This window comes from Actinomadura xylanilytica (assembly GCF_030283145.1).
GTDB lineage: Bacteria > Actinomycetota > Actinomycetes > Streptosporangiales > Streptosporangiaceae > Spirillospora > Spirillospora xylanilytica.
The window spans coordinates 1,180,695-1,206,108 of record NZ_JASNWE010000004.1 but is presented as its reverse complement, the minus strand read 5'-3'; the positions used below and the strand labels follow the sequence as shown (position 1 = coordinate 1,206,108).

Here is a 25,414-nt window from a genome sequence, read left to right as displayed (position 1 = left end):
GAGGCCCCCTACCGTCCGCACCCGGTGCTCGGACACTCCTGACGAGGGAGGACGGAACCGCGCGGCTGTCCAGGGGGCGTCACGGCCGGTGATTTGCGATAGGACCGGCGGTCGAGGCAGGCTGGGGGCGAGAGACCCCGCTCGGTGGCAGCGGCCGCCACGTGGGGGACATCGGTGACAGGATTCGGAGGCCGCGTCATGCGGCGCGCGTCTCCAATCGGCCCGGGTGCCGAAGGGCCCCGGGACGACGGCGCTGAAGGAGCCCGACGATGACCGAGAATGACGGCACGCAGGGACCCCAGTGGCCGTTGCCGGAGGACGAGGAGCAGGGCAGGGGCGGAGCCCAGGGCGAGCAGCAGAACGAGCCGCCCGCGAGGCCGCTAGGTGACCGAACGGTGGTCTTCGGCGCACCCCAACTGGGTGGCCAGCCCGCACCACCGCCGCCGCAGCAGGCACCGCCGCAGCCCCAGCAGGGGGAGCGGCGGGCACCCGCGCCACCACCGCCCACCATGGTCGAGCCGATGCAGGTGCAGCAGCCCCCGCAAACCCCGCAGGCGCCGCCCCAGCAGCCGTACGCGCCCGCACAGGACCAGCCCCAGTACGGGCAGCCGCCCGCGGGTCAGCCGCCTTACGGTGCTTCTCCCGGCTCTGGTGGCTACCCGGCCCCGCAGGAGCCACAGCAGCAGTACGGCCAGCCACCCGCGCAGGGCCAGGGCCAGCAGCAGGGGGAGCAGCAGCAGTACGGCCAGCAGCCCCAGCAGCCCCAGCAGACTCAGCCCGGCCAGCCGTTGTACGGCCAGCCGCCGCAGCCGTCGTACGGTCAGCCGCCGCAGCAGGCGCCGCAGCAGCCCGGCTACCCGCAGCAGCCGCAGCACGGGTCGCCCCAGGAGCCGCAGCAGCAGTACGGCCAGCCCCCAGTGGAGTCCGCCACCGACCGCACCCTGATCGTCCCGGGTCCCGGGAGCGAGCCCGAGAAGCCCCGGCCCCAGATCGACGATGCCGCCACGCTGCACTGGTCGCCGGGCACCGACATCCCGGTCGCGACGGGCCCCGAGCGCAGGTCCGAGCCTCCCGTTCAGCAGGCACCCCCGCAGCAGGCACCCCCGCAGCAGGCGCCCCCTCAGTACGCACCCCCGCAGCAGGCACCGGCCGGCCCGCCCTGGCAGGCCCCCGCACAGGCGCCCGCGCCCGAGCCGTGGGGCCAGGAACCGCAGCAGGGCCAGGGCGACCACGAGCGCACGATGATGGTTCCGCCGCCCGACTCCGGCTTCGGGGCGGGCTCGCACGCCGCGCCGATGGAGGAGTCTCCGGCGTTCGGCGTCCCCCAGCCGTCCGGCACGGGCGAGCAGGGCCGGATCGACGACGGCGTACCGACGCAGGCGTTCGACCCGGGCACCGGCCAGCCGCCTGCCGAGCCGGCCGGGATGCCCGAGCACACCCGCATGGACCTCGGTCAGCAGCAGTGGCTGCCGGCCGGCCAGCAGCAGGCCGAACAGGGCTACGGTCAGCAGCAGTACGGCGCACAGCAGTTCGGTCAGCCCGAGCAGCAGCAGGGGTACGGCGGCCAGCAGCAGTACGGTCAGCAGCAGCAGTACGGCCAGCCCGAGCAGCAGGCACCGTACGGCCAGCAGGGCGACCAGCAGCAGTACGGGCAGGCCGCCTACGGTCAGCAGCCCGGCCAGCAGCAGCAGTACGGCCAGCAGCAGTACGGCCAGCCGGCCGGTGAGGGCGGGTACCCCGGCTATGCGGGAGCGTCCGAGAGCAAGGGCGGCAACAAGAACCTGTTCATCATCGCCGGCGCCGTCGCGATCGTGGTGATCGTGGTCGCCGTCGTGGCGTTCATGTTGTAAGCGGGGCCGTGCCGCACCGAATGCCGGCGGGTGTTCCGGTCCCTTGGAGGGACGGAACACCCGCCGGCATTCGAACGTTGGGGATTACGGGAAGGTCATCCCGGAGTGCTCCGGGGTCTTGCGCCGGAGGGTGTGCGCACGATAGTGCGCTGCTCGCTTTGCACTTTCGCCCGGGGGTCGGTAACCTCTCTCCCTGTGCCCGTACTATGCGGGTCCACTCTGCGTGCGCGTGGTGAGGCAGGTGCCAGGCCCAGCGCCGCAACCAACTCCCCGGCTTGATTCGGCCCTCTTTGCGGGCCGGGCGGTCTGTGTCGGTTTCACGCGGCTTGAACTCCGTGGGGCGGCGACACGCCCGACCGCGGGGGTCGGAGAGGTCGGGAAACCGGCAGGTCACAGCCTCCCGTGAGGTAGTGATGACGGGTTCCGCGCAAGCAGAACTCTGGCAGAACAAGACTTACCGGCTTGGTACGAGGAAGACGGAGACGCGGTGCCCACGATCCAGCAGCTGGTCCGAAAGGGCCGCCAGGACAAGGTGACCAAGAACAAGACGCCCGCGCTGAAGGAGAGCCCCCAGCGCAGGGGGGTCTGCATGCGCGTCTACACGACGACGCCCAAGAAGCCGAACTCGGCGCTTCGTAAGGTCGCCCGTGTCCGGCTGACCAGCGGGATTGAGGTCACGGCCTACATCCCCGGCGTCGGGCACAACCTTCAGGAGCACTCGATCGTGCTCGTGCGCGGCGGCCGGGTGAAGGACCTGCCGGGTGTTCGGTACAAGATCATCCGGGGGTCGCTCGACACCCAGGGTGTGCGTAACCGCAAGCAGGCGCGTAGCAAGTACGGCGCGAAGAAGGAGAAGAGCTGATGCCGCGCAAGGGCCCTGCTGGCAAGCGCCAGCTGATCGCTGACCCGGTGTACAACTCGCCGCTGGTCACCGCGCTCATCAACAAGATTCTCCTGGACGGCAAGCGTTCCATCGCGCAGGGCATCGTTTACGAGGCCCTCGAAGGCGCCCGCGAGAAGACCGGCAACGACCCGGTCGTCACGCTCAAGCGCGCGCTCGACAACGTGAAGCCGACCCTGGAGGTCCGCAGCCGCCGTGTCGGTGGCGCGACCTACCAGGTCCCGGTGGAGGTGCGGCCGGCGCGCAGCACCACCCTGGCCCTGCGCTGGCTGGTGGTGTACGCCCGGCAGCGTCGCGAGAAGACCATGACCGAGCGGCTGATGAACGAGCTGCTCGACGCGAGCAACGGCCTCGGTGCTTCTGTGAAGAAGCGCGAGGACACCCACAAGATGGCGGAGTCCAACAAGGCCTTCGCGCACTACCGCTGGTAATCCGGCGGAACAACGACTGACGACGAGACGACGCGAGGGCACAGTGGCTACCAAAACCGGTGTAGACCTGGCCAAGGTCCGCAACATCGGGATCATGGCCCATATCGACGCGGGCAAGACCACGACGACCGAGCGCATCCTCTACTACACGGGGATGAGCTACAAGATCGGCGAGGTCCATGACGGCGCTGCCACCATGGACTGGATGGAGCAGGAGCAGGAGCGGGGAATCACCATCACCTCCGCGGCCACCACCTGCGAATGGCCCGTCGACGAGGTCAAGCACACGATCAACATCATCGACACCCCGGGCCACGTCGACTTCACCGTCGAAGTGGAACGCAACCTGCGGGTGCTCGACGGCGCTGTCGCCGTGTTCGACGGTGTGGCCGGTGTGGAGCCCCAGTCCGAGACCGTTTGGCGTCAGGCCGACCGGTACGGCGTTCCTCGCATGTGCTTCGTCAACAAGCTCGACCGCGTCGGCGCGGAGTTCCACCGCTGCGTCGACATGATCGAGAACCGGCTCAACGCGGTCCCGCTGGCGCTGCAGCTGCCGATCGGCGCCGAGGCCGACTTCAAGGGCGTCATCGACCTGGTGACGATGCAGGCGCTCCTCTGGAACGAGGAGGCCAAGCTCGGCGAGATGTACGACACCGTCGACATCCCCGACACGCACACCGAGGTCGCCCGCGAGTGGCACGACAAGCTGGTCGAGACGCTGGCCGAGGCCGACGACGAGATCATGGAGCTGTACCTGGAGGGCACCGAGCCCACCGTGGAGCAGCTCTACGCCGGCATCCGCCGCGCGACCATCGCGGCGAAGCTCACCCCGGTGACGTGCGGCACGGCCTTCAAGAACAAGGGCGTGCAGCCGCTGCTGGACGCGATCGTCCGCTACCTGCCCTCGCCGCTCGACGTGGATGCCATCGAGGGCCACGCCGTGCGCGACGAGGACAAGACGCTGGAGCGCAAGCCCAGCGAGGACGAGCCGCTGTCGGCGCTGGCGTTCAAGATCGCGAGCGACCCGCACCTGGGCAAGCTGACCTTCGTGCGGATCTACTCGGGCGTCCTGACCTCCGGAATGACCGTGCTGAACTCGGTCAAGGAGCGCAAGGAGCGGATCGGCAAGATCTACCGGATGCACGCCAACAAGCGCACCGAGATCGAGCGCGCGGGCGCCGGCGACATCGTCGCGGTGATGGGTCTCAAGCAGACCACCACCGGTGAGACGCTGTGCGACGAGAAGAACCCGATCGTCCTGGAGTCGATGAACTTCCCGGCGCCGGTGATCCACGTCGCGATCGAGCCGAAGACCAAGGCCGACCAGCAGAAGCTGGGCACCGCGATCCAGCGGCTGGCCGAAGAGGACCCGTCGTTCACCGTCCGCTCCGACGAGGAGACCGGGCAGACCGTCATCTCCGGCATGGGCGAGCTCCACCTGGAGATCCTCGTCGACCGGATGAAGCGCGAGTTCAAGGTCGACGCCAACGTCGGCCGCCCGCAGGTGGCCTACCGCGAGACGATCGCCAAGAAGGTCGAGAAGGTCGAGTACACCCACAAGAAGCAGACGGGTGGCTCGGGCCAGTTCGGCCGCGTGATCATCGACCTGGAGCCGCTGGGCGGCGGCAGCGACGGCTACGAGTTCGAGAACAAGGTCACCGGTGGCCGCATCCCGCGGGAGTACATCCCGTCGGTCGACGCGGGCTGCCAGGAGGCCGCCGAGTTCGGCGTCCTCGCCGGTTACCCGATGGTGGGCGTCAAGGTCACCCTGCGTGACGGCGCCTACCATGAGGTGGACTCCTCGGAAATGGCGTTCAAGGTCGCCGGCTCCATGGCGTTCAAGGAGGCCGCCCGCCGGGCGACCCCCACGCTGCTGGAGCCGATGATGGCGGTCGAGGTCAGCACGCCCGAGGACAACATGGGCGATGTGATCGGCGACCTCAACAGCCGCCGCGGTCAGGTCCAGTCCATGGACGAGCGTTCGGGCCTGCGGGTCATCAAGGCACTCGTTCCGCTCTCCGAGATGTTCGGCTACGTGGGTGATCTGCGCAGCAAGACCCAGGGCCGGGCTGTCTTCACCATGCAGTTCGACTCCTACGCCGAGGTTCCAGGGAACGTCGCGCAGGAGATCATCGCCAAGGCACGGGGCGAGTAGTAGTACCCGGCCTGCCTCAGATCACCAAGACGTACATCGAAGCGGTCGTGCAGACGGCCGAGGATCGTAACAAGGAGCAACCCAGTGGCGAAGGCCAAGTTCGAGCGGACGAAGCCGCACGTGAACATCGGCACCATTGGTCACATCGACCACGGTAAGACCACGCTTACCGCGGCGATTACCAAGGTGCTCCACGACAAGTTCCCGGACCTCAACCCGTTCACGCCGTTCGAGGACATCGACAAGGCGCCGGAAGAGCGCGAGCGCGGTATCACCATCTCGATCTCGCACGTCGAGTACCAGACCGAGGCGCGGCACTACGCGCACGTCGACTGCCCGGGTCACGCGGACTACATCAAGAACATGATCACCGGTGCCGCGCAGATGGACGGCGCCATCCTGGTGGTCGCCGCGACCGACGGCCCGATGCCGCAGACCAAGGAGCACGTGCTCCTGGCCCGCCAGGTCGGCGTCCCCTACATCGTCGTCGCGCTGAACAAGTGCGACATGGTCGATGACGAGGAGATCCTGGAGCTCGTCGAGCTCGAGGTCCGCGAGCTGCTGTCGGAGTACGAGTTCCCGGGCGACGACCTTCCGGTCGTGCGCGTCTCGGCCTTCCAGGCGCTCCAGGGCGACGCGAAGTGGGCCGACTCGATCGTCGAGCTGATGAACGCCGTCGACGAGAACGTGCCCGAGCCGGTGCGTGACACCGACAAGCCCTTCCTGATGCCGATCGAGGACGTCTTCTCGATCACCGGCCGCGGCACCGTGGTGACCGGCCGGATCGAGCGCGGCGTGGTCAACGTCAACGAGACCGTCGACATCATCGGCATCAAGGACACCTCGACCTCCACCACGGTCACCGGTGTCGAGATGTTCCGCAAGCTGCTCGACCAGGGCCAGGCCGGCGACAACGTGGGCCTGCTGCTGCGCGGCATCAAGCGCGAGGACGTCGAGCGCGGCCAGTGCATCATCAAGCCGGGCACCAACACCCCGCACACCGCGTTCGAGGCGCAGGTCTACATCCTGTCCAAGGACGAGGGCGGACGGCACACGCCGTTCTTCAACAACTACCGGCCGCAGTTCTACTTCCGGACCACGGACGTGACCGGCGTGGTGAACCTGCCCGACGGCACCGAGATGGTCATGCCGGGCGACAACACCGAGATGAACGTCGAGCTCATCCAGCCCATCGCGATGGAGGAGGGGCTGAAGTTCGCCATCCGTGAGGGTGGCCGGACGGTCGGCGCCGGTCGAGTGATCAAGATCAACAAGTAGCACCTCGTCGCCGCGGCGGCCCCGCCCAGCGGGGCCGCCGCGCCGACGGACACCGAGTAACAGCGGCACTACCAGCAAAGGACACCGAGGCCACCATGGCGGGACAGAAGATCCGCATCCGGCTCAAGGCCTACGACCACGAGGTCATCGACACCTCCGCGAAGAAGATCGTTGAGACGGTGACGCGGACGGGCGCCAAGGTCGCGGGCCCGGTGCCGCTGCCGACCGAGAAGAACGTGTACTGCGTCATCCGCTCGCCGCACAAGTACAAGGACTCGCGCGAGCACTTTGAGATGCGCACGCACAAGCGGTTGATCGACATCATCGACCCGACGCCCAAGACGGTCGACTCGCTGATGCGACTCGACCTTCCGGCCGGCGTTGACATCGAGATCAAGCTCTAAGGGACGCACCGAGATGAGTACGCAGAGGAAGGGCGTCCTGGGCGAGAAGCTCGGCATGACCCAGGTCTTCGACGATGAGGGCCGGATCGTTCCGGTGACCGTCGTCCAGGCCGGGCCGTGTGTCGTCACCCAGCTCCGCTCCCAGCAGACCGACGGCTACACCGCCGTCCAGCTCGGGTTCGGTCAGATCGATCCGCGCAAGGTGAACAAGCCGCGCACGGGTCACTTCGAGAAGGCCGGCGTCACGCCGCGCCGCTACCTCGTCGAACTGCGGGCTGACGACACCACCGAGTTCGAACTCGGCCAGGAGATCACCGTTCAGGTCTTCGAGGCCGGCCAGAAGATCGACGTCACCGGCACCAGCAAGGGCAAGGGCACCGCGGGGGTGATGAAGCGCCACGGGTTCAAGGGCCTGAGCGCTTCGCACGGCACCCAGCGCAAGCACCGCTCGCCGGGCTCGATCGGCGGCTGCGCGACCCCCGGTCGCGTCTTCAAGGGCCTCCGCATGGCGGGGCGGCACGGAAACGCCCGCACCACCGTGCAGAACCTGACCATCCATGCCATCGACCCGGAGAAGAACCTGCTCCTCATCAAGGGCGCGGTTCCCGGTCCCAACGGCGGCGTGGTCCTGGTCCGCGACGCAGTGAAGGGGACGGGCAAGTGACCTCCAAGCTCGACATCGACCTGCCCGCCGAGGTCTTCGACGCGAAGACCAGCGTGCCGCTGATCCACCAGGTCGTGGTGGCCCAGCTGGCCGCCGCGCGGCAGGGCACGCACTCGACCAAGACCCGGGGCGAAGTCTCCGGCGGTGGCAAGAAGCCGTACCGGCAGAAGGGCACCGGCCGCGCCCGTCAGGGCTCGACCCGTGCCCCGCAGTTCGCCGGCGGCGGCGTCGTGCACGGTCCGCAGCAGCGGGACTACTCGCAGAAGACGCCCAAGAAGATGAAGGCCGCCGCGCTGCGCGGTGCCCTGTCCGACCGCGCCCGGTTCGGCCGGGTGCACGTGGTCGACGGGCTGATCGAGGGCGACACTCCGAAGACGAAGACGGCGCTGGCGGCGCTGCGCGGCGTCACCGAGGCCACCCGCGTGCTCCTGGTCCTGGACCGGGAGGACGACGTGACCTGGAAGAGCCTGCGCAACGAGCCGGCCGTGCACGTTCTCGTCTCGGACCAGCTCAACACCTATGACGTGCTGGTGAACGATGAAGTCGTCTTCACGCAGAAGGCGTACGACGAGTTCATCTCGCGCGTGACGAAGAAGTAGGGGGAGGACAGATGCAGAAGATCGCTGACCCCCGCGACGTCATCATCGCGCCGGTCGTCTCGGAGAAGAGCTACGGGCTGCTCGACGAGAACAAGTACACCTTCGTCGTCCGCCCGGACGCCAACAAGTCCCAGATCAAGCAGGCGGTCGAGGCGGTGTTCAACGTCAAGGTGACGAACGTGAACACGCTCAACCGCCAGGGCAAGCGCAAGCGCACCCGGTTCGGCTACGGCAAGCGCAAGGACACCAAGCGCGCCATCGTGAGCCTGGCCGAGGGCGAGCGGATCGACATCTTCGGCGGCCCGGCCTAGAGCCGGGACCCCGAGGCAGACAAGGGATGAACGAATAAGATGGGCATCCGTAAGTACAAGCCGACGACACCAGGTCGTCGCGGCTCCAGCGTGGCCGACTTCGTCGAGGTCACCCGCCGTGAGCCGGAGAAGTCGCTGCTGCGTCCGCTCCCCAAGAAGGGCGGCCGTAACAACCACGGCCGCATCACCACCCGGCACCAGGGCGGGGGTCACAAGCGCGCTTACCGCGTGATCGACTTCCGCCGGCACGACAAGGACGGGGTTCCCGCCAAGGTCGCGCACATCGAGTACGACCCCAACCGCACCGCGCGGATCGCGCTGCTGCACTACGCCGACGGCGAGAAGCGCTACATCCTCGCGCCGACCGGCCTGAAGCAGGGCGACCGGGTGGAGAACGGGCAGGGCTCGGACATCAAGCCGGGCAACTGCCTGCCGCTGCGCTACATCCCGACGGGTACGGTCGTCCACGCCATCGAGCTGCGGCCCGCCGGCGGCGCCAAGCTGGCCCGCAGTGCGGGTGCCGGCGTCCAGCTGCTGGCCAAGGAGGGCAAGTACGCCACCCTGCGCATGCCTTCGGGCGAGATGCGCATGGTGGACCTCCGCTGCCGCGCCACGGTCGGCGCGGTCGGCAACGCCGAGCAGTCCAACATCAACTGGGGCAAGGCCGGCCGGATGCGGTGGAAGGGCAAGCGCCCGACCGTCCGCGGTGTGGCCATGAACCCGATCGACCACCCGCACGGTGGTGGTGAGGGCAAGACCTCCGGTGGCCGGCACCCGGTGAACCCGAACGGTAAGAAGGAAGGCCGCACTCGCCAGGCGAACAAGTCGAGCGACCGGCTGATCGTCCGTCGTCGCAGCAAGAAGAAGCGGTAGGAGTCGTCCGTTATGCCACGTAGCCTTAAGAAGGGCCCCTTCGTGGACGACCACCTGATGAAGAAGGTGGACGTCCAGAACGAGAAGGGCACCAAGAACGTCATCAAGACGTGGTCGCGGCGCTCCATGATCGTGCCGGACATGATCGGTCACACGATCGCCGTGCACGACGGCCGCAAGCACGTGCCGGTGTTCATCACCGACGCCATGGTGGGGCACAAGCTCGGCGAGTTCTCGCCGACGCGCACGTTCCGCAGCCACGTCAAGGAAGACCGCCGCAGCCGTCGCGGCTGAGCAGGCAGACAGAACGTAGGAGAGAGGGACAGCGATGGAAGCCAGGGCCCAGGCGCGGTTCATCCGCGTCACGCCCAGGAAGGCCCGCCGCGTGGTGGACCTCATCCGCGGCCTGCCTGCCGCGGAGGCTCAGGCGGCGCTGCGGTTCGCCCCCCAGGCCGCCAGTGAGCCGGTGGGCAAGGTGCTGGCGAGTGCCATCGCCAACGCCGAGCACAACTTCAAGCTCGACACCGACACGCTCGTCGTGAGCCGCGCGTGGGTGGACGAGGGGCCGACGCTCAAGCGTTTCCGGCCTCGCGCCCAGGGCCGGGCGTACCGCATCAACAAGCGCACGAGCCACATCACCGTGGTCGTGGAGTCGCGGGACAAGGCTTCGGCGGCCGGCGGTCGGAAGACTAGGAGGGCCCGGTAGTGGGTCAGAAGATCAACCCGCACGGGTTCCGACTCGGAATCACGACCGACCACAAGAGCGTGTGGTTCGCGGACAAGCTGTACAAGGACTACGTCAAGGAAGACGTCCAGATCCGGCGCATGCTGCAGAAGGGCATGGACCGGGCGGGCATCTCCAAGGTGGAGATCGAGCGCACCCGTGACCGGGTCGAGGTCAACATTCACACCGCCCGGCCGGGCATCGTCATCGGCCGTCGCGGCGCGGAGGCCGAGCGTCTGCGGGGCGACCTGGAGAAGCTCACCGGCAAGCAGGTGCGGCTGAACATCCTCGAGGTCAAGAACCCCGAGATCGACGCCCAGCTCGTCGCGCAGGGCGTGGCCGAGCAGCTGTCCAGCCGGGTGGCGTTCCGCCGTGCGATGCGCAAGGCGATCCAGTCCGGCATGAAGTCGGGCGCCAAGGGCATCAAGGTGCAGTGCTCCGGCCGTCTCGGCGGCGCGGAGATGTCGCGCTCGGAGTTCTACCGCGAGGGCCAGGTCCCGCTGCACACGCTGCGCGCCGACATCGACTACGGCTTCTACGAGGCCCGTACGACGTTCGGTCGCATCGGCGTGAAGGTGTGGATCTACAAGGGCGAGGCCGCGGCGACGCGCGCCGAGCGTGAGGCCAAGGCCGCGCAGCAGCGCGCCGCCGGTGGCGGCGAGCGTCGCGGCGGCGGCGGTGGCCGCGGCGGCGGTGGCGGCGGCGAGCGTCGCGGTGGTGGCGGCCGTGGTGGCCGTGGCGGTCGCGGCGGTGCCGGTGGCGCCGGCGGCGAGCGCGGTGCCGCGCCCAAGCAGCAGCAGAGTTCAGAGCAGCAGGCTCCCGCCTCGGCCGAGGCCGGTACCCCCGCTGCGAGTGGTGAGGGGAGCTGAGTAACCCATGCTGATCCCTCGCAAGGTCAAGCACCGTAAGCAGCACCACCCGAAGCGCCGGGGCATGGCCAAGGGCGGCACCAAGGTGACGTTCGGCGAGTACGGCATCCAGGCGGTCGAGGGCGCGTACGTGACCAACCGGCAGATCGAGGCCGCGCGTATCGCCATGACCCGCCACATCAAGCGTGGCGGCAAGGTGTGGATCAACATCTTCCCGGACCGTCCGCTGACCAAGAAGCCCGCCGAGACCCGGATGGGTTCGGGCAAGGGCTCGGTCGAGTGGTGGGTGGCCAACGTGAAGCCGGGCCGCGTGATGTTCGAGCTCTCCTACCCGAACGAGCAGACCGCTCGGGAGGCGCTCACCCGCGCGATCCACAAACTCCCGATGAAGTGCAAGATCGTTAAGCGAGAGGTGGGTGAGTCCTGATGGCCAAGGGTCTTACCGCCGACGACCTGCGGACCGAGCCCGAGGACGTCTTGGTCACCAAGCTCAAGGAGGCGAAGGAGGAGCTGTTCAACCTCCGCTTCCAGGCCGCGACCGGCCAGCTTGAGAGCCATGGGCGGCTGCGCACGGTGAAGCGCGAGATCGCTCGCATCTACACCGTGATTCACGAGCGCGAGCTCGGCATCGTCACGGTCGCCGACGACAGTGTGGCCGCGTCCGTGGAGGGCACCAACGATGACTGAGCAGCAGACCGAACAGCGGAGCAGCCGCAAGATCCTTGAGGGTCTGGTGGTCAGCGACAAGATGGACAAGACCGTGGTCGTGTCCGTCGAGGACCGGGTGACCCACCCGCGCTACCACAAGGTGATCCGCCGCACGACCAAGTACAAGGCGCACGACGAGGCCAACGAGTGTGGCGTCGGCGACCGCGTCCGTCTCATGGAGACCCGGCCGCTGTCGTCCAGCAAGCGCTGGCGCGTGGTCGAGATCCTCGAGAAGGCCAAGTAATCACTGGTTCCACCAGGCTCGGCCGACATGATGGCTGAGAACCGGTGTGACGAACAGGAGTTGACGTGATCCAGCAGGAGTCGCGACTCAAAGTCGCCGACAACACGGGTGCGAAGGAGATCCTTTGCATCCGGGTTCTCGGCGGCTCGGGTCGGCGCTACGCGGGAGTCGGCGACATCATCGTCGCGACGGTGAAGGACGCCCTTCCCGGCGCGGGCGTGAAGAAGGGTGACGTCGTCAAGGCGGTCGTCGTGCGCACCCGCAAGGAGCGCCGGCGCCCGGACGGCTCCTACATCCGCTTCGACGAGAACGCGGCCGTCCTGATCAAGGACGGCGGCGACCCCCGCGGCACCCGAATCTTCGGCCCCGTGGGCCGCGAACTACGCGAGAAGAAGTTCATGCGCATCATCTCGCTCGCGCCGGAGGTGCTGTGATGAAGATCAAGAAGGGCGACGAGATCGTCGTCATCGCCGGCAAGGACAAGGGCGCGACGGGCAAGGTGCTGCGCGTCGACCCGCGGGCCGAGCGCGTCGTCGTCGAAGGCGTCAACCTGATCACCAAGAACATCAAGGCCGATCAGCAGCGCGCGGGCAAGGAGAGCGGCCGGGTGACGGTCGAGGCTCCGCTGCACATCAGCAACGTCGCGATCGCCGAGGACGGCAAGCCGGTCCGGGTCGGTTACCGCATCAACGAAGACGGCTCGAAGGTCCGGATCTCGCGCCGTAGCGGTAAGGAGATCTGATTTCGATGACCGAGACCGTTACCGAGACCGAGCGCCCGGTGCCCGCGCCGAGGCTCAAGCTCCGCTACCGCGCCGAGATCGCGAAGCAGATGCAGGAGCAGTTCGGGTACCCCAACGTCATGCAGATTCCCGGGCTGACCAAGATCGTGGTCAACATGGGCGTCGGTGACGCGGCCAAGGACTCCAAGCTGATCGAGGGCGCGATCCGCGACCTGTCGGCGATCACCGGCCAGAAGCCGGCGGTGAACCGGGCGCGCAAGTCCATCGCGCAGTTCAAGCTGCGCGAGGGCATGCCGATCGGGGCGCACGCCACGCTGCGCGGCGACCGGATGTGGGAGTTCCTCGACCGGCTGCTGTCCACCGCGCTGCCCCGGATCCGTGACTTCCGCGGCCTGTCGCCCAAGCAGTTCGACGGCAACGGGAACTACACCTTCGGGCTGACCGAGCAGGTCATGTTCCACGAGGTCGACCCGGACAAGATCGACCGCTCGCGGGGCATGGACATCACGGTCGTCACGACCGCGAAGACCGATGACGAGGGCCGGGCGCTCCTGAAGCTCCTGGGCTTCCCCTTCAAGGAAGCCTGAGCTTCCGCCGCAGCCGAGCTTCGGCTGAGGATCGCAACTAGGAGAACTGAGCATGGCGAAGAAGTCGCTGATCGCCAAGGCGGCCCGGAAGCCCAAGTTCGGGGTGCGGAGCTACACTCGCTGCTCGCGCTGCGGGCGTCCGCGCTCCGTCTACCGGAAGTTCGGCCTGTGCCGTGTGTGCTTCCGTGAGATGGCGCACCGGGGCGAGCTGCCCGGCATCACCAAGTCCAGCTGGTAGGACCCCGCCCCTTCGGGGGCGGGTCCCCCGGCCAGTAATGACCACCGGGCACCTCTCGAAGGTGCCCACGACCGCGCCAAAGGTCCGTACGGAAACCGTGGCGAGGGAGGGCCTGTAGGCCATGACGATGACCGACCCGATCGCAGACATGCTGACGCGTCTGCGAAACGCGAATTCGGCATACCACGACTCGGTGGGCATGCCGTACTCGAAGATCAAGGCGCACATCTCCGAGATCCTCCAGCAGGAGGGGTACATCTCGGGCTGGAGCGTGGAGGACGCCGAGGTCGGAAAGAAGCTCGTGATCGAGCTCAAGTTCGGTCCGACCCGTGAGCGTTCGATCGCCGGCATCAAGCGCGTATCGAAGCCGGGTCTGCGGGTGTACGCCAAGAAGGACAATCTGCCGCGGGTCTTGGGCGGGCTGGGTGTCGCGATCATCTCGACGTCCTCCGGCCTGATGACGGACCGGCAGGCGGGCAAGCGTGGCGTGGGCGGGGAAGTCCTCGCCTACGTCTGGTGAAGGGGGGGTACTAGATATGTCTCGTATTGGACGTCTCCCCATCGCCGTGCCCGGCGGCGTCGACATTCAGATCGACGGCCAGGAGGTCACCGTCAAGGGGCCGAAGGGCGAGCTGTCGCACACGGTGGCGGAGCCCATCGGGGTCACGCTGGAAGACGGCCAGGTCACGGTGACCCGGCCGAACGACGTCAACACCGTGCGCGCGCTGCACGGGCTGACCCGATCACTGATCAACAACATGGTGGTCGGCGTCACCGACGGCTACAAGAAGACCCTGGTCATCCAGGGCGTCGGTTACCGAGTGGTGGCCAAGGGCAAGAACCTGGAGTTCTCGCTGGGCTACAGCCACCCGATCACGATCGAGCCGCCGGAGGGCATCTCCTTCACGGTGGAGCGGCCGACCCAGCTGATCGTCGAGGGCATCGACAAGCAGAAGGTCGGCGAGATCGCCGCCAACATTCGTAAGCTGCGCAAGCCCGACCCGTACAAGGGCAAGGGTGTGCGGTACGAGGGCGAGCAGATCCGCCGCAAGGTCGGAAAGGCTGGTAAGTAGTCATGGCAGGCACCAAGACCCTGGCCGGCAAGGCCACGTCGGCGCGGGCCAAGTCCCGCAAGCGCCGGCACCTGCGGGTCCGCAAGAAGGTCGTCGGCAGCGCCGTGCGTCCGCGCCTGGTCGTGACCCGTTCCACCCGGCACATGTTCGTCCAGGTCATCGACGACAGCAAGGGTCACACGCTGGCCTACGCGTCCACCATGGAGGCGGACCTTCGGGCCGACTCCGGCGACAAGTCGGCCAAGTCCCGCAAGGTCGGCGAGCTCGTCGCCGAGCGGGCCAAGCAGGCCGGCGTCACCGCCGTGGTCTTCGACCGTGGTGGCAACAAGTACCACGGCCGCATCGCCGCCCTGGCGGACGGTGCGCGCGAGGGCGGGCTGGAGTTCTGATCACATGGCCCGAGGATCGAAACTGATGACGGCCCGGGAATCGGAACTGATGGCCGCCCCGTCGAGCAACGAGAAGAGGAACCACTGATGGCAGCGCAGAGGCGCGGCGGCGGTCAGGGTGGCGACCGTCGCGACGGCCGCCGCGACGACCGTCGTGGTGGCGCCGACAAGGGCCAGTCGTACATCGAGAAGGTCGTGGCGATCAACCGCGTCGCCAAGGTCGTCAAGGGTGGTCGGCGCTTCAGCTTCACCGCCCTGGTGATCGTCGGTGACGGCAACGGCACCGTCGGCGTCGGCTACGGCAAGGCCAAGGAGGTGCCCGCGGCGATCGCCAAGGGCGTCGAAGAGGCCAAGAAGCACTTCTTCAAGGTGCCCCGCATCCAGGGCACCATCCCGCACACCGTGCAGGGTGAGGCCGCCGCAGGTGTCGTCCTGCTGCGTCCGGCCAGCCCGGGTACCGGTGTGATCGCGGGTGGCCCGGTGCGCGCGGTGCTGGAGTGCGCCGGGATCCACGACGTGCTGAGCAAGTCGCTCGGCACCGACAACGCGATCAACATCGTGCACGCGACCGTTGCCGGTCTGAAGGACCTCAAGCGTCCCGAGGAGATCGCGGCCAAGCGCGGCCTACCGATCGAGGACGTCGCGCCGGCCGCGATGCTGCGGGCGCGTGCCGCGGGCAACGAGCCCCGCCAGGAGGTCTCGTCATGAGCCGACTGAAGATCACGCAGACCAAGTCCGTGATCAGCGAGAAGCAGAACCAGCGTGACACGCTGCGCACCCTCGGCCTGAAGAAGATCGGGCAGAGCACCGTCCGGGACGACCGGCCCGAGGTGCGCGGCATGATCCGGACGGTGAACCACCTGGTCTCCGTCGAGGAGGTCGACTGATCATGGCGACTGATCTGAACAAGGACGCCACCGACACCGAGGGCACGCCGCTCAAGGTGCACGACCTGCGTCCGGCCCCCGGCTCCAACCGGGCCAAGGTCCGCAAGGGCCGTGGCGAGGCGTCCAAGGGCAAGACCGCGGGTCGCGGCACCAAGGGCACCAAGGCCCGCGGTACCGTCCCGGTCGGCTTCGAGGGCGGCCAGATGCCGCTGATCCGCCGGGTTCCGAAGCTCAAGGGCTTCAAGAACCCGAACCGGGTCGAGTTCCAGGTCGTCAACCTGGACAAGCTCGCGGCCCTCTACCCCGAGGGCGGCGAGGTGACGGCCGCGGACCTGGCCGCCAGGGGCGCGGTTCGTTCCGGCCGTCCGGTCAAGGTCCTCGGCACCGGCGAGATCTCGGTGGCGGTCCAGGTGAAGGTGCACGCCTTCTCCGGCTCCGCCAAGGAGAAGATCGCCGCCGCCGGCGGGACCGCCGACGAATTGTAAAGAGGGACACATTTGATGCCGGGGCCGCACTCGCCTTGCGCTGGAGGCCGGAAGGGCCATGCGCTCGGTGAGGCGGCCCCGGTCTCATCTGCTGTTAGAGTCTCACGGGCGGCGGTGGCCCAGCGTGGCCGCCCCGCTGATCATGGACCCGGCCCCTCGGCTGTCAAGGATTCGCCAGTCGCGCAGGAGGAATGGTGCTGACCGCGTTCGCTCGGGCTTTCCGTACGCCTGACCTGCGTAAAAAGCTGTTGTTCACGTTGTTCATCATCGTGGTGTTCCGGATCGGGCAGAACCTGCCGACCCCCAACGTGAACGTGGAAGTGCTGCGTGAGACCGCCGACGCGGCCAAGAAGAGCAATCAGCTCTACGGGCTGGTGGACCTGTTCAGCGGTGGTGCGCTGCTCAAGCTGTCGGTGTTCGCGCTGGGCATCATGCCCTATATCACCGCGAGCATCATCCTTCAGCTGCTGACCGTGGTGATCCCGCGGCTGGAAGCCCTGAAGAAGGAGGGGCAGGCCGGCACCACGAAGATCACGCAGTACACGCGTTATCTGACCGTCGGGCTGGCCATCCTCCAGGGCACCGGCATCGTGGCGATGGCCAGCAGCGGGCAGCTGTTCCAGGGGGTGTCCGGCGGCGGCGACGTGCTGCACGACAAGGGCATCTTCCCGATCGTCACCATGGTGATCTGCATGGTGGCCGGCACCGCGGTGATCATGTGGCTGGGCGAGCTGATCACCGACCGCGGCGTCGGCAACGGCATGTCCATCATGATCTTCACCCAGGTGGTCGCGGTCTTCCCCGGCCAGTTCTGGAGCATCTACAAGTCCAAGGGCGGCTTCGTCTTCGCCCTGGTGCTGATCGTGGGCTTGGCGATCATGGCGGGCGTCGTCTTCGTCGAGCAGGCGCAGCGCCGGATCCCGGTGCAGTACGCCAAGCGGATGGTCGGACGCCGGATGTACGGCGGCACCTCCACCTACATCCCGCTCAAGGTCAACCAGGCCGGCATCATCCCGGTGATCTTCGCGTCCTCGCTGCTCTACCTGCCGGTGCTCGCGACCCAGCTGTGGCCCAACACCAAGTGGCTCCAGAAGGTCCAGCCCTACCTCCAGCAGAGCAACCCCTGGCACATGGGGATCTTCTTCGTCTTCATCATCTTCTTCACCTACTTCTACGTGGCGATCACCTTCAACCCCGCTGAAGTAGCCGACAACATGAAGAAGTATGGTGGGTTCATCCCAGGTATTCGTCCGGGCCGGCCGACCGCCGAGTACCTCGACTACGTGCTGACCCGGATCACCACACCCGGTGCCCTGTACCTGGGGCTCGTCGCCCTGATCCCCATGGTCGCGTTCGCACTCCTGAACGCGAGCCAGGACTTTCCGTTCGGCGGGACGAGCATCCTCATCGTTGTCGGCGTCGGACTGGATACCGTGAAGCAGATCGAGAGTCAGCTACAGCAGCGCAACTACGAGGGCTTCCTCCGGTAGTGCGTATCGTGCTGGTGGGCCCCCCGGGTGCGGGCAAGGGGACGCAGGCCCAGTTCATCGCATCGCATCTGTCCATCCCGAAGATCTCGACAGGTGACATCTTCCGAGCCAACGTGAGCGGCGGTACCGAGCTCGGCCGGCAGGCCAAGAGCTACATGGACCGCGGCGACCTGGTTCCCGACGAGGTCACGATCGCGATGGTGCGCGACCGGCTCGCCGAGGACGACGCGCAGGACGGGTTCCTGCTCGACGGGTTCCCGCGCAACGTGCCGCAGGCCGAGACGCTCAAGAAGATCCTGGCCGAGTGGGACACCCGCCTCGACATCGTGCTCGAACTGGTCGTCGACGAGGACGAGGTCGTCCGGCGGCTGTCGGGCCGGCGCACCTGCGACAAGTGCGGCCGGATCTGGCACGTCGACTTCGACGACAAGCAGGACGACGTCTGCGACGACTGCGGCGGCCGGCTGTTCCAGCGCGACGACGACAAAGAGCAGGTCGTCATGCACCGGCTGGAGGTGTACCGGGACGACACCTCGCCCCTGGTGCAGTTCTATGCTGATGAGAACATTCTGGTCGGTATCGACGCGACCGGTCCGGTCGAAGAGGTCACCAAGCGCGCGCTCGCCGCACTCCGCCCGCTGGAGAAGTGACGGCGGAGGAGGCCGGTGCCGCGCCCGCCGCGGGCCCGCGCACCGGCCGGTCGAGTTCACGGCCGGGACGCGCCGCGGCGGGGTGACCCCCCTGGCGGCGCCCCGGCGCCGATTCTGGGGGAGAGATGTTCAAACGGCGTAGGCCCGAGGTCCAGATGAAGACCGCGGAGCAGATCGAGTTGATGCGCGCGGCCGGGGTCCTGGTCGGCGAGACGCTGAAGCTGCTCCGCGAGGCGGTGAAGCCCGGGATCAGCACCATGGACCTGGACGTGATCGCCGAGGCGAACATCCGCGACCACGGCGGCGTCCCCTCGTTCAAGGGCTACCACGGCTTCACCGGCACGATCTGCGCCTCGGTCAACGAGGAGATCGTGCACGGCATCCCGAACGCCGGCAAGGTGCTGCGGGACGGCGATGTGATCTCCATCGACTGCGGCGCCATCGTGCAGGGCTGGCACGGCGACTCGGCGATCACGGTGCCGGTCGGCGAGATCGACGCCGAGCTGGCCAGGCTGATCGAGGTGACCGAGGAGTCCCTGTGGCACGGCCTGCGGGCCGGCGTCGCCGGGGCCCACCTCACCGACATGTCCCACGCGATCGAGTCCTACATTCGCGCTCAGGGCCCGTACGGCATCGTCGAGGGCTACGGCGGGCACGGGATCGGCACCGAGATGCACATGGACCCGCTGATCCCCAACCACGGCCCGCCCGGCCACGGGCCGGTGCTGGAGCCCGGGATGTGCTTCGCCGTCGAGCCCATGGTGAATCTCGGCACCAAAGATACGCTGGAGTTGGAGGACGGCTGGACGGTCGTCACCACTGACGGGCGCTCCTCGGCCCACTTCGAGCACACGTTCGCGGTCACCGAGGATGGTCCCCGCGTCCTGACCGCCCTCGACGAGGGTCGGGAATGGTTCGGCAGACTGGGTAGCGAACCCTCCCGTTGAGCACCGAAGGGACGACCGAGATGGCGCCGAACCCAGAGATGCGGGCCTCGGACGCCGACCGTGACCGGGTCGCGGCCAGCCTGCGTGAGCACTGCGCCCAGGGCCGCATCACCACCGAGGAGCTCCAGGAGCGGATCGAGGCGGTCTTCGAGGCCAGGACGCTCGGCGAGCTCGACCAGGTCACCGCCGACCTGCCCGAGGAGGACCTGTACGACCACCCGTTCCCGGTCGCGCAGAAGGGCACCGCGAGTGTGCCCGCGCGGCGCCCGTCCGGCGGGGGGATCGAGCTGCGGGGGTCCGCGGCGATGTGGTCGGCGTGGGCCGCGGTGAGCGGGATCAACCTGACGATCTGGCTGATCATGGCGTTGACCGGCACGCTGGTCTTCCCGTGGTGGCTGTGGATCGCCGGGCCGTGGGGCGTCGTGCTGCTGGTCAACACCATCCGCGCGAGGCGCGGCTGACCCCGCCCCCGCGGGCTATTCGACGTCCATGAGCGGACGGTAGTTGCCGGTCGGGACGAAGTGCGTGGTCGCCGTCCCGTCGGTGCCGATCAGGTGGACGGCGAACCCGGCGGGCTCACCGGTCACCGCGGCGCGTCCCGGGCGGGTGAGATCGAGGAAGAGCTGCCGGTAGGTGCTCGGGCAGGTGGTGCTGACCGTTCCGGCCAGCGACCCCACCGAGCCCCGGTGCACGTGCCCGCTGATGATCCGAACCACCTGCGGGTGCCGGGCGATGACGGCGGCGAGCCCGGACGGGTCGGCGAAGCGCATGTCGTCGATGAAGCGGATCCCGACCGGGTAGGGCGGGTGGTGGGTGGCCACCACGGTCGGCGTGGCCGGCTCGGCGGCGAGCGTCCGGTCGAGCCAGTCGAGCCTGGCGGAGTCCATCTGCCCGCGCAGGGCGCCGTCGCCGGTGGTGTCGCAGCAGACCAGCCTGGCGCCGCCCACGGCCGCCGCGTACTGCACGGGGGCCTGTGGGGCGGTTCCGGAGCCGGCCACGGCGGTGTGGTCGCGGAACGCCGCGCGCAGCGCGTCGCGGTCGTCGTGGGTGCCGGGCATCGGGTGCACCGCCATGGGCAGCGGGGAGAGCAGCGCGTGCAGCCGGGCGTACTCGGCGGGCAGTCCGCCGTCGGCCAGATCGCCGGTGAGCACGACGGCGTCGGGGCGCGCGGGCAGCGAGAGCAGGCTCGACACCGCGGCCCGCAGCGCCCTGACGGGGCCCGAACCGTCGTCCACCTCGCCGTCGCGGCCGACGGCCAGGTGGATGTCGCTCAGCTGAGCAATGATCGCCATCGATCCTCCCCCTCCGGTAAGCACATCACGGTCTCGCGGTTCGGTCACATCCGAAGGTCCGGGCGCGGTGCTGGGCACCGGGCCGAGTGCTGGGATGATCTTTGCGCCCGGTTGACCGGGCTGTCGACTCGACCCGGGGAGAAGAAGGTCACGGGCCCGTCCGACACCGGGGCCGACCGGGGGAGACGATGGCCCGCAAGACGAAGGCGGCCTTGGCGGCGGTGGCCTGTGCCGCGCTGCTGGCCGCGCCCGGCGCGCGTGCGGACGGGAGCGTGCGGGTGGAGCCGGGGACGGTGCAGCCCGGGGAGTCGGTCCAGCTCTCGGTGCCCGACACCTGCACGGATCCGACGGCGCGGTCCAAGGCGTTCCCCATCGGCTCGCGGGTCGATCTCCGGTACGCGCTGGACGCGACGACGCCGCGTCCGTTCGGGGCGGCGCCGATCGATCCCGGCGCCGAGCCCGGCGTGTACCCGGTGGAGGTGGCGTGCGCCGGCGGCGGGATCCTGGCCGGACGGATCACGGTCACCGAGCTCGTCCAGGGCTCCGACGCCGGGGGCGGCGGGCTCGCGTCCGGCCTCGCGGCGGCGCGGTCCGGGCGCGACTGGGGGGTGCTGGTCACGGTGGGGGCCGGGGTGGTGCTGTCGCTGGCCGCCGGGCTGGGCCTGCTGGTCGGCCGGAAGCGCCGGTCGGGCTCCGATGGCTGACCGGTGCGGGGGGCGCCGCGGAGGCGCCAGGAGCCGCTGTGCGCTGGACGCGGCCATGGGGCACCCCCAGGCCGTCGGATGCTGCGCGTACGCCCGGCAGGGCCGTCCGGGGGCCGCACGCGAGGTGATGGCGCTTCCGGGGCTGATCGCGCCGCCGGGCGAGCGGGCCGCCGGGCCGGACGGGCGGGCCGCGCCGATCCCGCTGCGCGGCATGCTCGGCCGGGCGCTGCCGGTCTCGGTGGCGATCCCGAAGATCGGGGTGCACGCGACGCTCGCGCGTGTCGGGCGTGGCCGGGACGGTGCGATCGTGCCGCCGCCCGGGCGCGATCGCGACCGGGCGGGCTGGTATGAGCGGGGCCCGAGCCCCGGCGAGCCGGGCGCGGCGGTGCTCGTCGGCCACCTGGCCACCTCGTCGGGACCGGCCGTGTTCGCGCGGCTGAGGGAGCTGAGGCCGGGCGACCTGATCGGTGTCGTCCGGGCCGACGACACGGTCGCGGTGTTCCGGATGGTCTCCGCCGAGCAGGCGCCCAAGGGCAGCTTCCCGGCGGCGCGGGTGCACGCCTCGGGCGGACGGCCCGAGCTGCGCCTGATCACCTGCGCCGGACGGTACGACCGCGCGCGTCGCGCCTACGACGACAACCTGATCGTGTACGCGACCTTCGCGGCGGCCTACCGCCTCACCGACCTGGTCCGTACGTGAGCGCGCCCGACCGCGTCGCGACCCGGGTTTCGGTCCTCGTCTGTTCAGGCGGCGTCTCTCATGCGGCCTGTCCTCAGGCGACGCGGGGGATGACGGCCGACAGCGCGGAGGTGACGTCCTCCGGTGCCGGGGCCACATCGGGTACCACGTCGCGCAGCGCGAGCCAGCCGTTGATGGCCTGCGCGGTGGGCTTGGCCTCGATGAGCTGCGGGTCGTCGAGGCCGTACCACGCGGCCACTTTGGACCAGCGCCACAGCCGGTGCCCCGCGGACGAGATCTCGGACGCGGGAAAGCCGCCGGGGCCGCGCGCCCCGGTGATCGCCAGCCGGACCGAGTCGACCGAGCGGCCGACCCGCTCGGCGATGTCGCGGATGGTCAGCAGCGGGTCGGCCTCGACCTGGAGGACGTGCAGGCCGGGGGCGCTCGCCTCGACGTGCTCCACCACATCCATGATCGCCGCGGCGAGGGTCGCGCCCTGCCATGAGCAGGAGGCGTTGCCGGGGCGATCGGCGTGCTGGGGCTCACTGATGATCGACACCGTCACCGCGCCGTGGGTGCGGTCGAACAGCGGGTCGAGCTCCTCCTCGTAGAGGGGACGGCTGAGGAGCAGCGCGAAGTCATAGCTCGGCATGCCGATCCTCCCTGGACGTTTCTCTCCTCGAAAGGTACAACGCGGGAGCGAGGTATGCTTGTATCGGGAGCAGTCTCCGGAGCCGGATCGTGCGATAATTTCGCATTCGGCGGCCCGGTGACGTAGACTCCTATGTCGGTCCGTTGTAGGCCGCCTCAACCCCTGCTTGTGCGTCTCCGACGCCTTCGCCTGGGTGCGGCCGAATCCCCTTGGGGGCTCCGGGCCGCGTCCAATGAGCCGATCAGCGAAGCGCGGAGGACATGCCCAAGAAAGAAGGGGCCATCGAGATCGAGGGCACCGTCATCGAGTCCCTCCCGAACGCCATGTTCAGGGTGGAACTGGACAACGGGCACAAGGTGCTCGCCCACATCAGCGGCAAGATGCGGATGCACTACATCCGAATTCTGCCGGACGACCGCGTCGTTGTGGAGTTGAGCCCCTACGACCTCACGCGCGGTCGGATCGTCTACCGCTACAAGTGAAAACGATCCCGCGCCCCGGCCGCCCGCCGAGGTGACGGGAGACGGTCTCCCCTCCGGTTGGGGAGGAGACCGCTTCACATCCACTGGGGTTGCCTTCCCCGTGCGTGGCGGCACGGGGGTGACCCTGATCCTTTAGGAGACCCAGTGAAGGTCAAGCCGAGCGTCAAGAAGATCTGCAACAAGTGCCGCGTCATCCGCCGGCACGGCCGGGTCATGGTCATCTGCTCCGACCCGCGCCACAAGCAGCGCCAGGGCTGACCGCCCGCCATTACCGCAAGCGCATCGCAAGCCTTCACCCCCCGGTGGCCGCACGACCTTGATCGGTCGTGCGGCACCGGCGTGTGAAGGGACCCTCGGACGACGGAGGCCGGGGCCGCCACCCGGGCAGGGTGTGTGCGGAGGCGATGCGTCCATACCTCCGTGAAACGAAGGGAACTGCCCGAGATGGCACGCCTGCTCGGCGTCGACCTCCCGCGCGAAAAGCGCCTCGAGGTCGCTCTCACCTACGTCTTCGGCATCGGCCGGACCCGCGCGCTGGAGACCCTGGAGGGCACCGGCATCAGCGGTGACCTGCGGGTGCACCAGCTGGGTGACGACGAACTGGTGCGGCTGCGCGACTGGATCGACGCGAACTACAAGGTCGAGGGTGACCTTCGCCGCGAGGTCCAGGCGGACATCCGCCGCAAGATCGAAATTGGTTGCTACCAGGGCGTCCGGCACCGTCGCGGGCTGCCCGTGCACGGTCAGCGCACCCAGACCAACGCGCGTACCCGCAAGGGCAAGAAGAAGACCGTGGCCGGCAAGAAGAAGGCCGGCAAGAAGTAGTCCGCCCGGACCATCGGTCCGTCCGGATCGACGACCTCAGGAGTAGAGAGAGCAGATGCCTCCCAAGAGCCGTGTCGGCGCCAAGAAGGTGCGCCGCAAGGAAAAGAAGAACGTCGCTCATGGGCACGCCCACATCAAGAGCACGTTCAACAACACGATCGTTTCGATCACCGACCCCAACGGCAACGTGATCGCCTGGGCCTCCTCCGGCCACGTGGGCTTCAAGGGCTCGCGCAAGTCGACCCCGTTCGCCGCGCAGCAGGCCGCCGAGGCCGCCGCCCGGCGCGCGATGGAGCACGGCATGCGCAAGGTCGACGTCTTCGTCAAGGGCCCGGGTTCGGGTCGCGAGACCGCCATCCGGTCGCTTCAGGCGACCGGCCTCGAGGTGGGCTCCATCCAGGACGTCACGCCCGTTCCGCACAACGGCTGCCGCCCGCCCAAGCGCCGGCGGGTCTGACCGTCATGAGCAATGTGGAATTTGCCCAGGGCGACCAGCGCCCGGTCGCGTCCAACAACCGGCGCGTCTGAGGCAGGGGGAGAACAGGAAAATGGCACGTTACACCGGCGCGGACTGCAAGCTTTGCCGCCGCGAGAAGATGAAGCTGTTCCTCAAGGGCAGCAAGTGCGAGGGCCCCAAGTGCCCGATCGAGATCCGTCCCTACCCGCCGGGTGAGCACGGTCGCGGTCGTCCCAAGGAGACCGAGTACCTGCTCCAGCTTCGCGAGAAGCAGAAGGCCCGCCGCATCTACGGCGTGCTGGAGCGGCAGTTCAGCAACTACTACGCCGAGGCCAACCGCCAGGGCGGCAAGACGGGCGAGAACATGCTCGTGCTGCTCGAGCGCCGTCTCGACAACGTGGTCTACCGCGGCGGCTTCGCCAAGTCCCGCGACATGGCCCGCCAGCTCATCCGCCACGGCCACATCCGGGTGAACGGCCGCAAGGTCGACATCCCGTCCGCCCTGGTGGGCGAGGCCGACATCGTCGACGTCAAGGGCAAGTCCCTCGAGCTGACGCCGTTCGCGGTCGCCAAGGCCGAGTCCGGCGAGCGCCAGGTCCCGGCCTGGCTCGGGGTCGACGCTGACAAGATGCGCATCCTCGTGCACTCGCTGCCCGTCCGGCAGCAGATCGACGCTCCGATCCAGGAGCAGCTCATCGTCGAGTACTACTCCAAGTAGTCCTCGCCCTCGCCGGGATCCCGCCGCCTCCTCCGGGGGGTATGTGGGATCCCGGCGAGTTCGGGCAGAATAGAGAACGCGGTCGTCAAATAGCGGGCACCGCGGA

40 protein-coding genes are annotated in these 25,414 nt (G+C 68.6%); 37 read left to right on the top strand and 3 right to left on the bottom strand.

The genetic code is table 11. The annotated features are described in order from the left end of the window. Positions 1 to 380: 380 nt before the first annotated feature. The gene (locus QP090_RS29450; protein WP_285942717.1) at positions 381 to 875 is read right to left on the bottom strand and encodes a hypothetical protein; all 495 of its coding nucleotides are present in this window, start codon (positions 873 to 875) and stop codon (positions 381 to 383) included. Between the two features lie 42 nt (positions 876 to 917). Between QP090_RS29450 and QP090_RS29445 the strand changes: the two genes are divergently transcribed. The 30 genes from QP090_RS29445 to QP090_RS29300 all read left to right on the top strand — a co-directional run bounded on the left by QP090_RS29445 (position 918) and on the right by QP090_RS29300 (position 19,960). Further along, positions 918 to 1,850 (top strand): hypothetical protein, encoded by a 933-nt coding sequence (locus QP090_RS29445; protein ID WP_285942716.1) that lies wholly within the window; start codon positions 918 to 920, stop codon positions 1,848 to 1,850. A gap of 487 nt (positions 1,851 to 2,337) precedes the next feature. Beyond that, positions 2,338 to 2,712: a 30S ribosomal protein S12 gene (rpsL, locus tag QP090_RS29440; protein ID WP_285942715.1), complete on the top strand. Its 375-nt coding sequence runs from the start codon at positions 2,338 to 2,340 to the stop codon at positions 2,710 to 2,712. After that, positions 2,712 to 3,182: a 30S ribosomal protein S7 gene (rpsG, locus tag QP090_RS29435; RefSeq protein ID WP_285942714.1), complete on the top strand. Its 471-nt coding sequence runs from the start codon at positions 2,712 to 2,714 to the stop codon at positions 3,180 to 3,182. Before rpsL ends, rpsG begins: the two co-directional genes overlap by 1 nt. Before the next feature lie 43 nt (positions 3,183 to 3,225). After that, complete coding sequence (fusA, locus tag QP090_RS29430) at positions 3,226 to 5,337, top strand: elongation factor G (protein ID WP_285942713.1); 2,112 nt, start codon at positions 3,226 to 3,228, stop codon at positions 5,335 to 5,337. Between the two features lie 84 nt (positions 5,338 to 5,421). Continuing rightward, positions 5,422 to 6,615, top strand: a complete 1,194-nt coding sequence (tuf, locus tag QP090_RS29425; protein ID WP_285942712.1) for an elongation factor Tu — start codon at positions 5,422 to 5,424, stop codon at positions 6,613 to 6,615. Positions 6,616 to 6,710: 95 nt separating this feature from the next. After that, entirely contained in the window at positions 6,711 to 7,019 is a 309-nt protein-coding gene (rpsJ, locus tag QP090_RS29420) for a 30S ribosomal protein S10 (RefSeq protein WP_018657599.1), read from the top strand. A gap of 13 nt (positions 7,020 to 7,032) precedes the next feature. Beyond that, positions 7,033 to 7,683 (top strand): 50S ribosomal protein L3, encoded by a 651-nt coding sequence (gene rplC / locus QP090_RS29415; protein WP_285942711.1) that lies wholly within the window; start codon positions 7,033 to 7,035, stop codon positions 7,681 to 7,683. Then, entirely contained in the window at positions 7,680 to 8,282 is a 603-nt protein-coding gene (gene rplD / locus QP090_RS29410) for a 50S ribosomal protein L4 (protein ID WP_285942710.1), read from the top strand. The genes rplC and rplD overlap by 4 nt, the downstream gene beginning before the upstream one ends. A gap of 11 nt (positions 8,283 to 8,293) precedes the next feature. Then, positions 8,294 to 8,593, top strand: a complete 300-nt coding sequence (gene rplW, locus QP090_RS29405; RefSeq protein WP_285942709.1) for a 50S ribosomal protein L23 — start codon at positions 8,294 to 8,296, stop codon at positions 8,591 to 8,593. A 39-nt stretch (positions 8,594 to 8,632) separates the two neighbouring features. Next, entirely contained in the window at positions 8,633 to 9,466 is an 834-nt protein-coding gene (rplB, locus tag QP090_RS29400; protein WP_285942708.1) for a 50S ribosomal protein L2, read from the top strand. 12 nt (positions 9,467 to 9,478) lie between these two features. Further along, complete coding sequence (rpsS, locus tag QP090_RS29395) at positions 9,479 to 9,760, top strand: 30S ribosomal protein S19 (protein ID WP_285942707.1); 282 nt, start codon at positions 9,479 to 9,481, stop codon at positions 9,758 to 9,760. Between the two features lie 34 nt (positions 9,761 to 9,794). After that, positions 9,795 to 10,172, top strand: a complete 378-nt coding sequence (gene rplV, locus QP090_RS29390) for a 50S ribosomal protein L22 (RefSeq protein WP_285942706.1) — start codon at positions 9,795 to 9,797, stop codon at positions 10,170 to 10,172. After that, positions 10,172 to 11,059: a 30S ribosomal protein S3 gene (gene rpsC / locus QP090_RS29385; RefSeq protein WP_285942705.1), complete on the top strand. Its 888-nt coding sequence runs from the start codon at positions 10,172 to 10,174 to the stop codon at positions 11,057 to 11,059. The genes rplV and rpsC overlap by 1 nt, the downstream gene beginning before the upstream one ends. Before the next feature lie 7 nt (positions 11,060 to 11,066). Beyond that, positions 11,067 to 11,486, top strand: a complete 420-nt coding sequence (gene rplP / locus QP090_RS29380; RefSeq protein ID WP_285942704.1) for a 50S ribosomal protein L16 — start codon at positions 11,067 to 11,069, stop codon at positions 11,484 to 11,486. Further along, a complete protein-coding gene (gene rpmC, locus QP090_RS29375) occupies positions 11,486 to 11,746 on the top strand; it encodes a 50S ribosomal protein L29 (RefSeq protein ID WP_285942703.1) in 261 nt (86 codons plus the stop codon). Before rplP ends, rpmC begins: the two co-directional genes overlap by 1 nt. Beyond that, a complete protein-coding gene (rpsQ, locus tag QP090_RS29370; protein WP_285942702.1) occupies positions 11,739 to 12,011 on the top strand; it encodes a 30S ribosomal protein S17 in 273 nt (90 codons plus the stop codon). Before rpmC ends, rpsQ begins: the two co-directional genes overlap by 8 nt. Positions 12,012 to 12,076: 65 nt before the next feature. Next, positions 12,077 to 12,445 (top strand): 50S ribosomal protein L14, encoded by a 369-nt coding sequence (rplN, locus tag QP090_RS29365; protein ID WP_021596728.1) that lies wholly within the window; start codon positions 12,077 to 12,079, stop codon positions 12,443 to 12,445. Beyond that, positions 12,445 to 12,753, top strand: a complete 309-nt coding sequence (gene rplX, locus QP090_RS29360) for a 50S ribosomal protein L24 (protein WP_285942701.1) — start codon at positions 12,445 to 12,447, stop codon at positions 12,751 to 12,753. Before rplN ends, rplX begins: the two co-directional genes overlap by 1 nt. 5 nt (positions 12,754 to 12,758) lie before the next feature. Further along, a complete protein-coding gene (rplE, locus tag QP090_RS29355; protein ID WP_285942700.1) occupies positions 12,759 to 13,340 on the top strand; it encodes a 50S ribosomal protein L5 in 582 nt (193 codons plus the stop codon). 52 nt (positions 13,341 to 13,392) lie between these two features. After that, positions 13,393 to 13,578: a type Z 30S ribosomal protein S14 gene (locus tag QP090_RS29350; RefSeq protein ID WP_285942699.1), complete on the top strand. Its 186-nt coding sequence runs from the start codon at positions 13,393 to 13,395 to the stop codon at positions 13,576 to 13,578. Between the two features lie 121 nt (positions 13,579 to 13,699). Next, complete coding sequence (gene rpsH / locus QP090_RS29345; RefSeq protein ID WP_285942698.1) at positions 13,700 to 14,098, top strand: 30S ribosomal protein S8; 399 nt, start codon at positions 13,700 to 13,702, stop codon at positions 14,096 to 14,098. A 16-nt stretch (positions 14,099 to 14,114) separates the two neighbouring features. Then, positions 14,115 to 14,651: a 50S ribosomal protein L6 gene (gene rplF, locus QP090_RS29340; RefSeq protein WP_285942697.1), complete on the top strand. Its 537-nt coding sequence runs from the start codon at positions 14,115 to 14,117 to the stop codon at positions 14,649 to 14,651. A gap of 2 nt (positions 14,652 to 14,653) precedes the next feature. Beyond that, positions 14,654 to 15,040 carry a 50S ribosomal protein L18 gene (rplR, locus tag QP090_RS29335; protein WP_285942696.1) on the top strand — a complete coding sequence of 129 codons (387 nt, stop codon included), beginning with the start codon at positions 14,654 to 14,656 and terminating at the stop codon, positions 15,038 to 15,040. Positions 15,041 to 15,124: 84 nt separating this feature from the next. Next, on the top strand, positions 15,125 to 15,748 hold the full coding sequence (gene rpsE, locus QP090_RS29330) for a 30S ribosomal protein S5 (protein ID WP_285942831.1): 624 nt from the start codon (positions 15,125 to 15,127) through the stop codon (positions 15,746 to 15,748). Beyond that, positions 15,745 to 15,927, top strand: a complete 183-nt coding sequence (gene rpmD, locus QP090_RS29325) for a 50S ribosomal protein L30 (RefSeq protein ID WP_285942695.1) — start codon at positions 15,745 to 15,747, stop codon at positions 15,925 to 15,927. Before rpsE ends, rpmD begins: the two co-directional genes overlap by 4 nt. 2 nt (positions 15,928 to 15,929) lie before the next feature. Continuing rightward, on the top strand, positions 15,930 to 16,412 hold the full coding sequence (gene rplO / locus QP090_RS29320; RefSeq protein ID WP_285942694.1) for a 50S ribosomal protein L15: 483 nt from the start codon (positions 15,930 to 15,932) through the stop codon (positions 16,410 to 16,412). Positions 16,413 to 16,606: 194 nt separating this feature from the next. Further along, positions 16,607 to 17,902 (top strand): preprotein translocase subunit SecY, encoded by a 1,296-nt coding sequence (gene secY, locus QP090_RS29315; RefSeq protein ID WP_285942693.1) that lies wholly within the window; start codon positions 16,607 to 16,609, stop codon positions 17,900 to 17,902. Next, positions 17,902 to 18,552 carry an adenylate kinase gene (locus tag QP090_RS29310; RefSeq protein ID WP_285942692.1) on the top strand — a complete coding sequence of 217 codons (651 nt, stop codon included), beginning with the start codon at positions 17,902 to 17,904 and terminating at the stop codon, positions 18,550 to 18,552. The genes secY and QP090_RS29310 overlap by 1 nt, the downstream gene beginning before the upstream one ends. 125 nt (positions 18,553 to 18,677) lie before the next feature. After that, positions 18,678 to 19,499, top strand: a complete 822-nt coding sequence (map, locus tag QP090_RS29305; protein ID WP_285942691.1) for a type I methionyl aminopeptidase — start codon at positions 18,678 to 18,680, stop codon at positions 19,497 to 19,499. A gap of 20 nt (positions 19,500 to 19,519) precedes the next feature. Beyond that, complete coding sequence (locus tag QP090_RS29300; RefSeq protein ID WP_285942690.1) at positions 19,520 to 19,960, top strand: DUF1707 SHOCT-like domain-containing protein; 441 nt, start codon at positions 19,520 to 19,522, stop codon at positions 19,958 to 19,960. A 15-nt stretch (positions 19,961 to 19,975) separates the two neighbouring features. Here the strand turns inward: QP090_RS29300 and QP090_RS29295 are convergent, their stop codons facing one another. Further along, the gene (locus QP090_RS29295; RefSeq protein ID WP_285942689.1) at positions 19,976 to 20,791 is read right to left on the bottom strand and encodes a phosphodiesterase; all 816 of its coding nucleotides are present in this window, start codon (positions 20,789 to 20,791) and stop codon (positions 19,976 to 19,978) included. 188 nt (positions 20,792 to 20,979) lie between these two features. On the opposite strand from QP090_RS29295, the gene QP090_RS29290 reads away from it, so the two are divergent. Together QP090_RS29290 and QP090_RS29285 are read left to right on the top strand one after the other, a co-directional pair. Further along, positions 20,980 to 21,495, top strand: a complete 516-nt coding sequence (locus QP090_RS29290; protein WP_285942688.1) for a hypothetical protein — start codon at positions 20,980 to 20,982, stop codon at positions 21,493 to 21,495. A gap of 55 nt (positions 21,496 to 21,550) precedes the next feature. After that, positions 21,551 to 22,195 carry a class F sortase gene (locus QP090_RS29285; RefSeq protein WP_285942687.1) on the top strand — a complete coding sequence of 215 codons (645 nt, stop codon included), beginning with the start codon at positions 21,551 to 21,553 and terminating at the stop codon, positions 22,193 to 22,195. Positions 22,196 to 22,268: 73 nt separating this feature from the next. Here the strand turns inward: QP090_RS29285 and QP090_RS29280 are convergent, their stop codons facing one another. Further along, positions 22,269 to 22,826 carry a hypothetical protein gene (locus QP090_RS29280; protein WP_285942686.1) on the bottom strand — a complete coding sequence of 186 codons (558 nt, stop codon included), beginning with the start codon at positions 22,824 to 22,826 and terminating at the stop codon, positions 22,269 to 22,271. 260 nt (positions 22,827 to 23,086) lie between these two features. On the opposite strand from QP090_RS29280, the gene infA reads away from it, so the two are divergent. The 5 genes from infA to rpsD all read left to right on the top strand — a co-directional run bounded on the left by infA (position 23,087) and on the right by rpsD (position 25,308). Then, the gene (gene infA / locus QP090_RS29275) at positions 23,087 to 23,308 is read left to right on the top strand and encodes a translation initiation factor IF-1 (protein WP_018657567.1); all 222 of its coding nucleotides are present in this window, start codon (positions 23,087 to 23,089) and stop codon (positions 23,306 to 23,308) included. A gap of 144 nt (positions 23,309 to 23,452) precedes the next feature. Continuing rightward, entirely contained in the window at positions 23,453 to 23,566 is a 114-nt protein-coding gene (rpmJ, locus tag QP090_RS29270; protein ID WP_021596712.1) for a 50S ribosomal protein L36, read from the top strand. Positions 23,567 to 23,752: 186 nt separating this feature from the next. Beyond that, a complete protein-coding gene (gene rpsM, locus QP090_RS29265; RefSeq protein ID WP_285942830.1) occupies positions 23,753 to 24,133 on the top strand; it encodes a 30S ribosomal protein S13 in 381 nt (126 codons plus the stop codon). Positions 24,134 to 24,188: 55 nt separating this feature from the next. Next, positions 24,189 to 24,590 carry a 30S ribosomal protein S11 gene (gene rpsK / locus QP090_RS29260; protein ID WP_285942685.1) on the top strand — a complete coding sequence of 134 codons (402 nt, stop codon included), beginning with the start codon at positions 24,189 to 24,191 and terminating at the stop codon, positions 24,588 to 24,590. Positions 24,591 to 24,681: 91 nt separating this feature from the next. Then, positions 24,682 to 25,308, top strand: a complete 627-nt coding sequence (rpsD, locus tag QP090_RS29255; protein WP_285942684.1) for a 30S ribosomal protein S4 — start codon at positions 24,682 to 24,684, stop codon at positions 25,306 to 25,308. Positions 25,309 to 25,414 lie beyond the last annotated feature (106 nt).

Excerpts from the sequence above, each read along its gene's own strand:
- QP090_RS29295 (WP_285942689.1), bottom strand. The coding sequence starts at position 20,791 with ATGGCGATCATTGCTCAGCTGAGCGACATCCACCTGGCCGTCGGCCGC.
- rplC (WP_285942711.1), top strand. The coding sequence starts at position 7,033 with ATGAGTACGCAGAGGAAGGGCGTCCTGGGCGAGAAGCTCGGCATGACC.
- infA (WP_018657567.1), top strand. The coding sequence starts at position 23,087 with ATGCCCAAGAAAGAAGGGGCCATCGAGATCGAGGGCACCGTCATCGAG.
- rplR (WP_285942696.1), top strand. The coding sequence starts at position 14,654 with ATGGCAGGCACCAAGACCCTGGCCGGCAAGGCCACGTCGGCGCGGGCC.
- rplX (WP_285942701.1), top strand. The coding sequence starts at position 12,445 with ATGAAGATCAAGAAGGGCGACGAGATCGTCGTCATCGCCGGCAAGGAC.
- rplP (WP_285942704.1), top strand. The coding sequence starts at position 11,067 with ATGCTGATCCCTCGCAAGGTCAAGCACCGTAAGCAGCACCACCCGAAG.
- rpmC (WP_285942703.1), top strand. The coding sequence starts at position 11,486 with ATGGCCAAGGGTCTTACCGCCGACGACCTGCGGACCGAGCCCGAGGAC.
- rpsJ (WP_018657599.1), top strand. The coding sequence starts at position 6,711 with ATGGCGGGACAGAAGATCCGCATCCGGCTCAAGGCCTACGACCACGAG.
- QP090_RS29285 (WP_285942687.1), top strand. The coding sequence starts at position 21,551 with ATGGGGCACCCCCAGGCCGTCGGATGCTGCGCGTACGCCCGGCAGGGC.
- rplV (WP_285942706.1), top strand. The coding sequence starts at position 9,795 with ATGGAAGCCAGGGCCCAGGCGCGGTTCATCCGCGTCACGCCCAGGAAG.
- rpsQ (WP_285942702.1), top strand. The coding sequence starts at position 11,739 with ATGACTGAGCAGCAGACCGAACAGCGGAGCAGCCGCAAGATCCTTGAG.
- QP090_RS29300 (WP_285942690.1), top strand. The coding sequence starts at position 19,520 with ATGGCGCCGAACCCAGAGATGCGGGCCTCGGACGCCGACCGTGACCGG.
- rplB (WP_285942708.1), top strand. The coding sequence starts at position 8,633 with ATGGGCATCCGTAAGTACAAGCCGACGACACCAGGTCGTCGCGGCTCC.
- QP090_RS29280 (WP_285942686.1), bottom strand. The coding sequence starts at position 22,826 with ATGCCGAGCTATGACTTCGCGCTGCTCCTCAGCCGTCCCCTCTACGAG.
- rplW (WP_285942709.1), top strand. The coding sequence starts at position 8,294 with ATGCAGAAGATCGCTGACCCCCGCGACGTCATCATCGCGCCGGTCGTC.
- rpsM (WP_285942830.1), top strand. The coding sequence starts at position 23,753 with ATGGCACGCCTGCTCGGCGTCGACCTCCCGCGCGAAAAGCGCCTCGAG.
- rpsG (WP_285942714.1), top strand. The coding sequence starts at position 2,712 with ATGCCGCGCAAGGGCCCTGCTGGCAAGCGCCAGCTGATCGCTGACCCG.
- rplF (WP_285942697.1), top strand. The coding sequence starts at position 14,115 with ATGTCTCGTATTGGACGTCTCCCCATCGCCGTGCCCGGCGGCGTCGAC.
- rpsH (WP_285942698.1), top strand. The coding sequence starts at position 13,700 with ATGACGATGACCGACCCGATCGCAGACATGCTGACGCGTCTGCGAAAC.
- rplE (WP_285942700.1), top strand. The coding sequence starts at position 12,759 with ATGACCGAGACCGTTACCGAGACCGAGCGCCCGGTGCCCGCGCCGAGG.
- rpmD (WP_285942695.1), top strand. The coding sequence starts at position 15,745 with ATGAGCCGACTGAAGATCACGCAGACCAAGTCCGTGATCAGCGAGAAG.
- rplO (WP_285942694.1), top strand. The coding sequence starts at position 15,930 with ATGGCGACTGATCTGAACAAGGACGCCACCGACACCGAGGGCACGCCG.
- rpsS (WP_285942707.1), top strand. The coding sequence starts at position 9,479 with ATGCCACGTAGCCTTAAGAAGGGCCCCTTCGTGGACGACCACCTGATG.
- rpsD (WP_285942684.1), top strand. The coding sequence starts at position 24,682 with ATGGCACGTTACACCGGCGCGGACTGCAAGCTTTGCCGCCGCGAGAAG.
- QP090_RS29350 (WP_285942699.1), top strand. The coding sequence starts at position 13,393 with ATGGCGAAGAAGTCGCTGATCGCCAAGGCGGCCCGGAAGCCCAAGTTC.
- map (WP_285942691.1), top strand. The coding sequence starts at position 18,678 with ATGTTCAAACGGCGTAGGCCCGAGGTCCAGATGAAGACCGCGGAGCAG.
- rpsK (WP_285942685.1), top strand. The coding sequence starts at position 24,189 with ATGCCTCCCAAGAGCCGTGTCGGCGCCAAGAAGGTGCGCCGCAAGGAA.
- QP090_RS29290 (WP_285942688.1), top strand. The coding sequence starts at position 20,980 with ATGGCCCGCAAGACGAAGGCGGCCTTGGCGGCGGTGGCCTGTGCCGCG.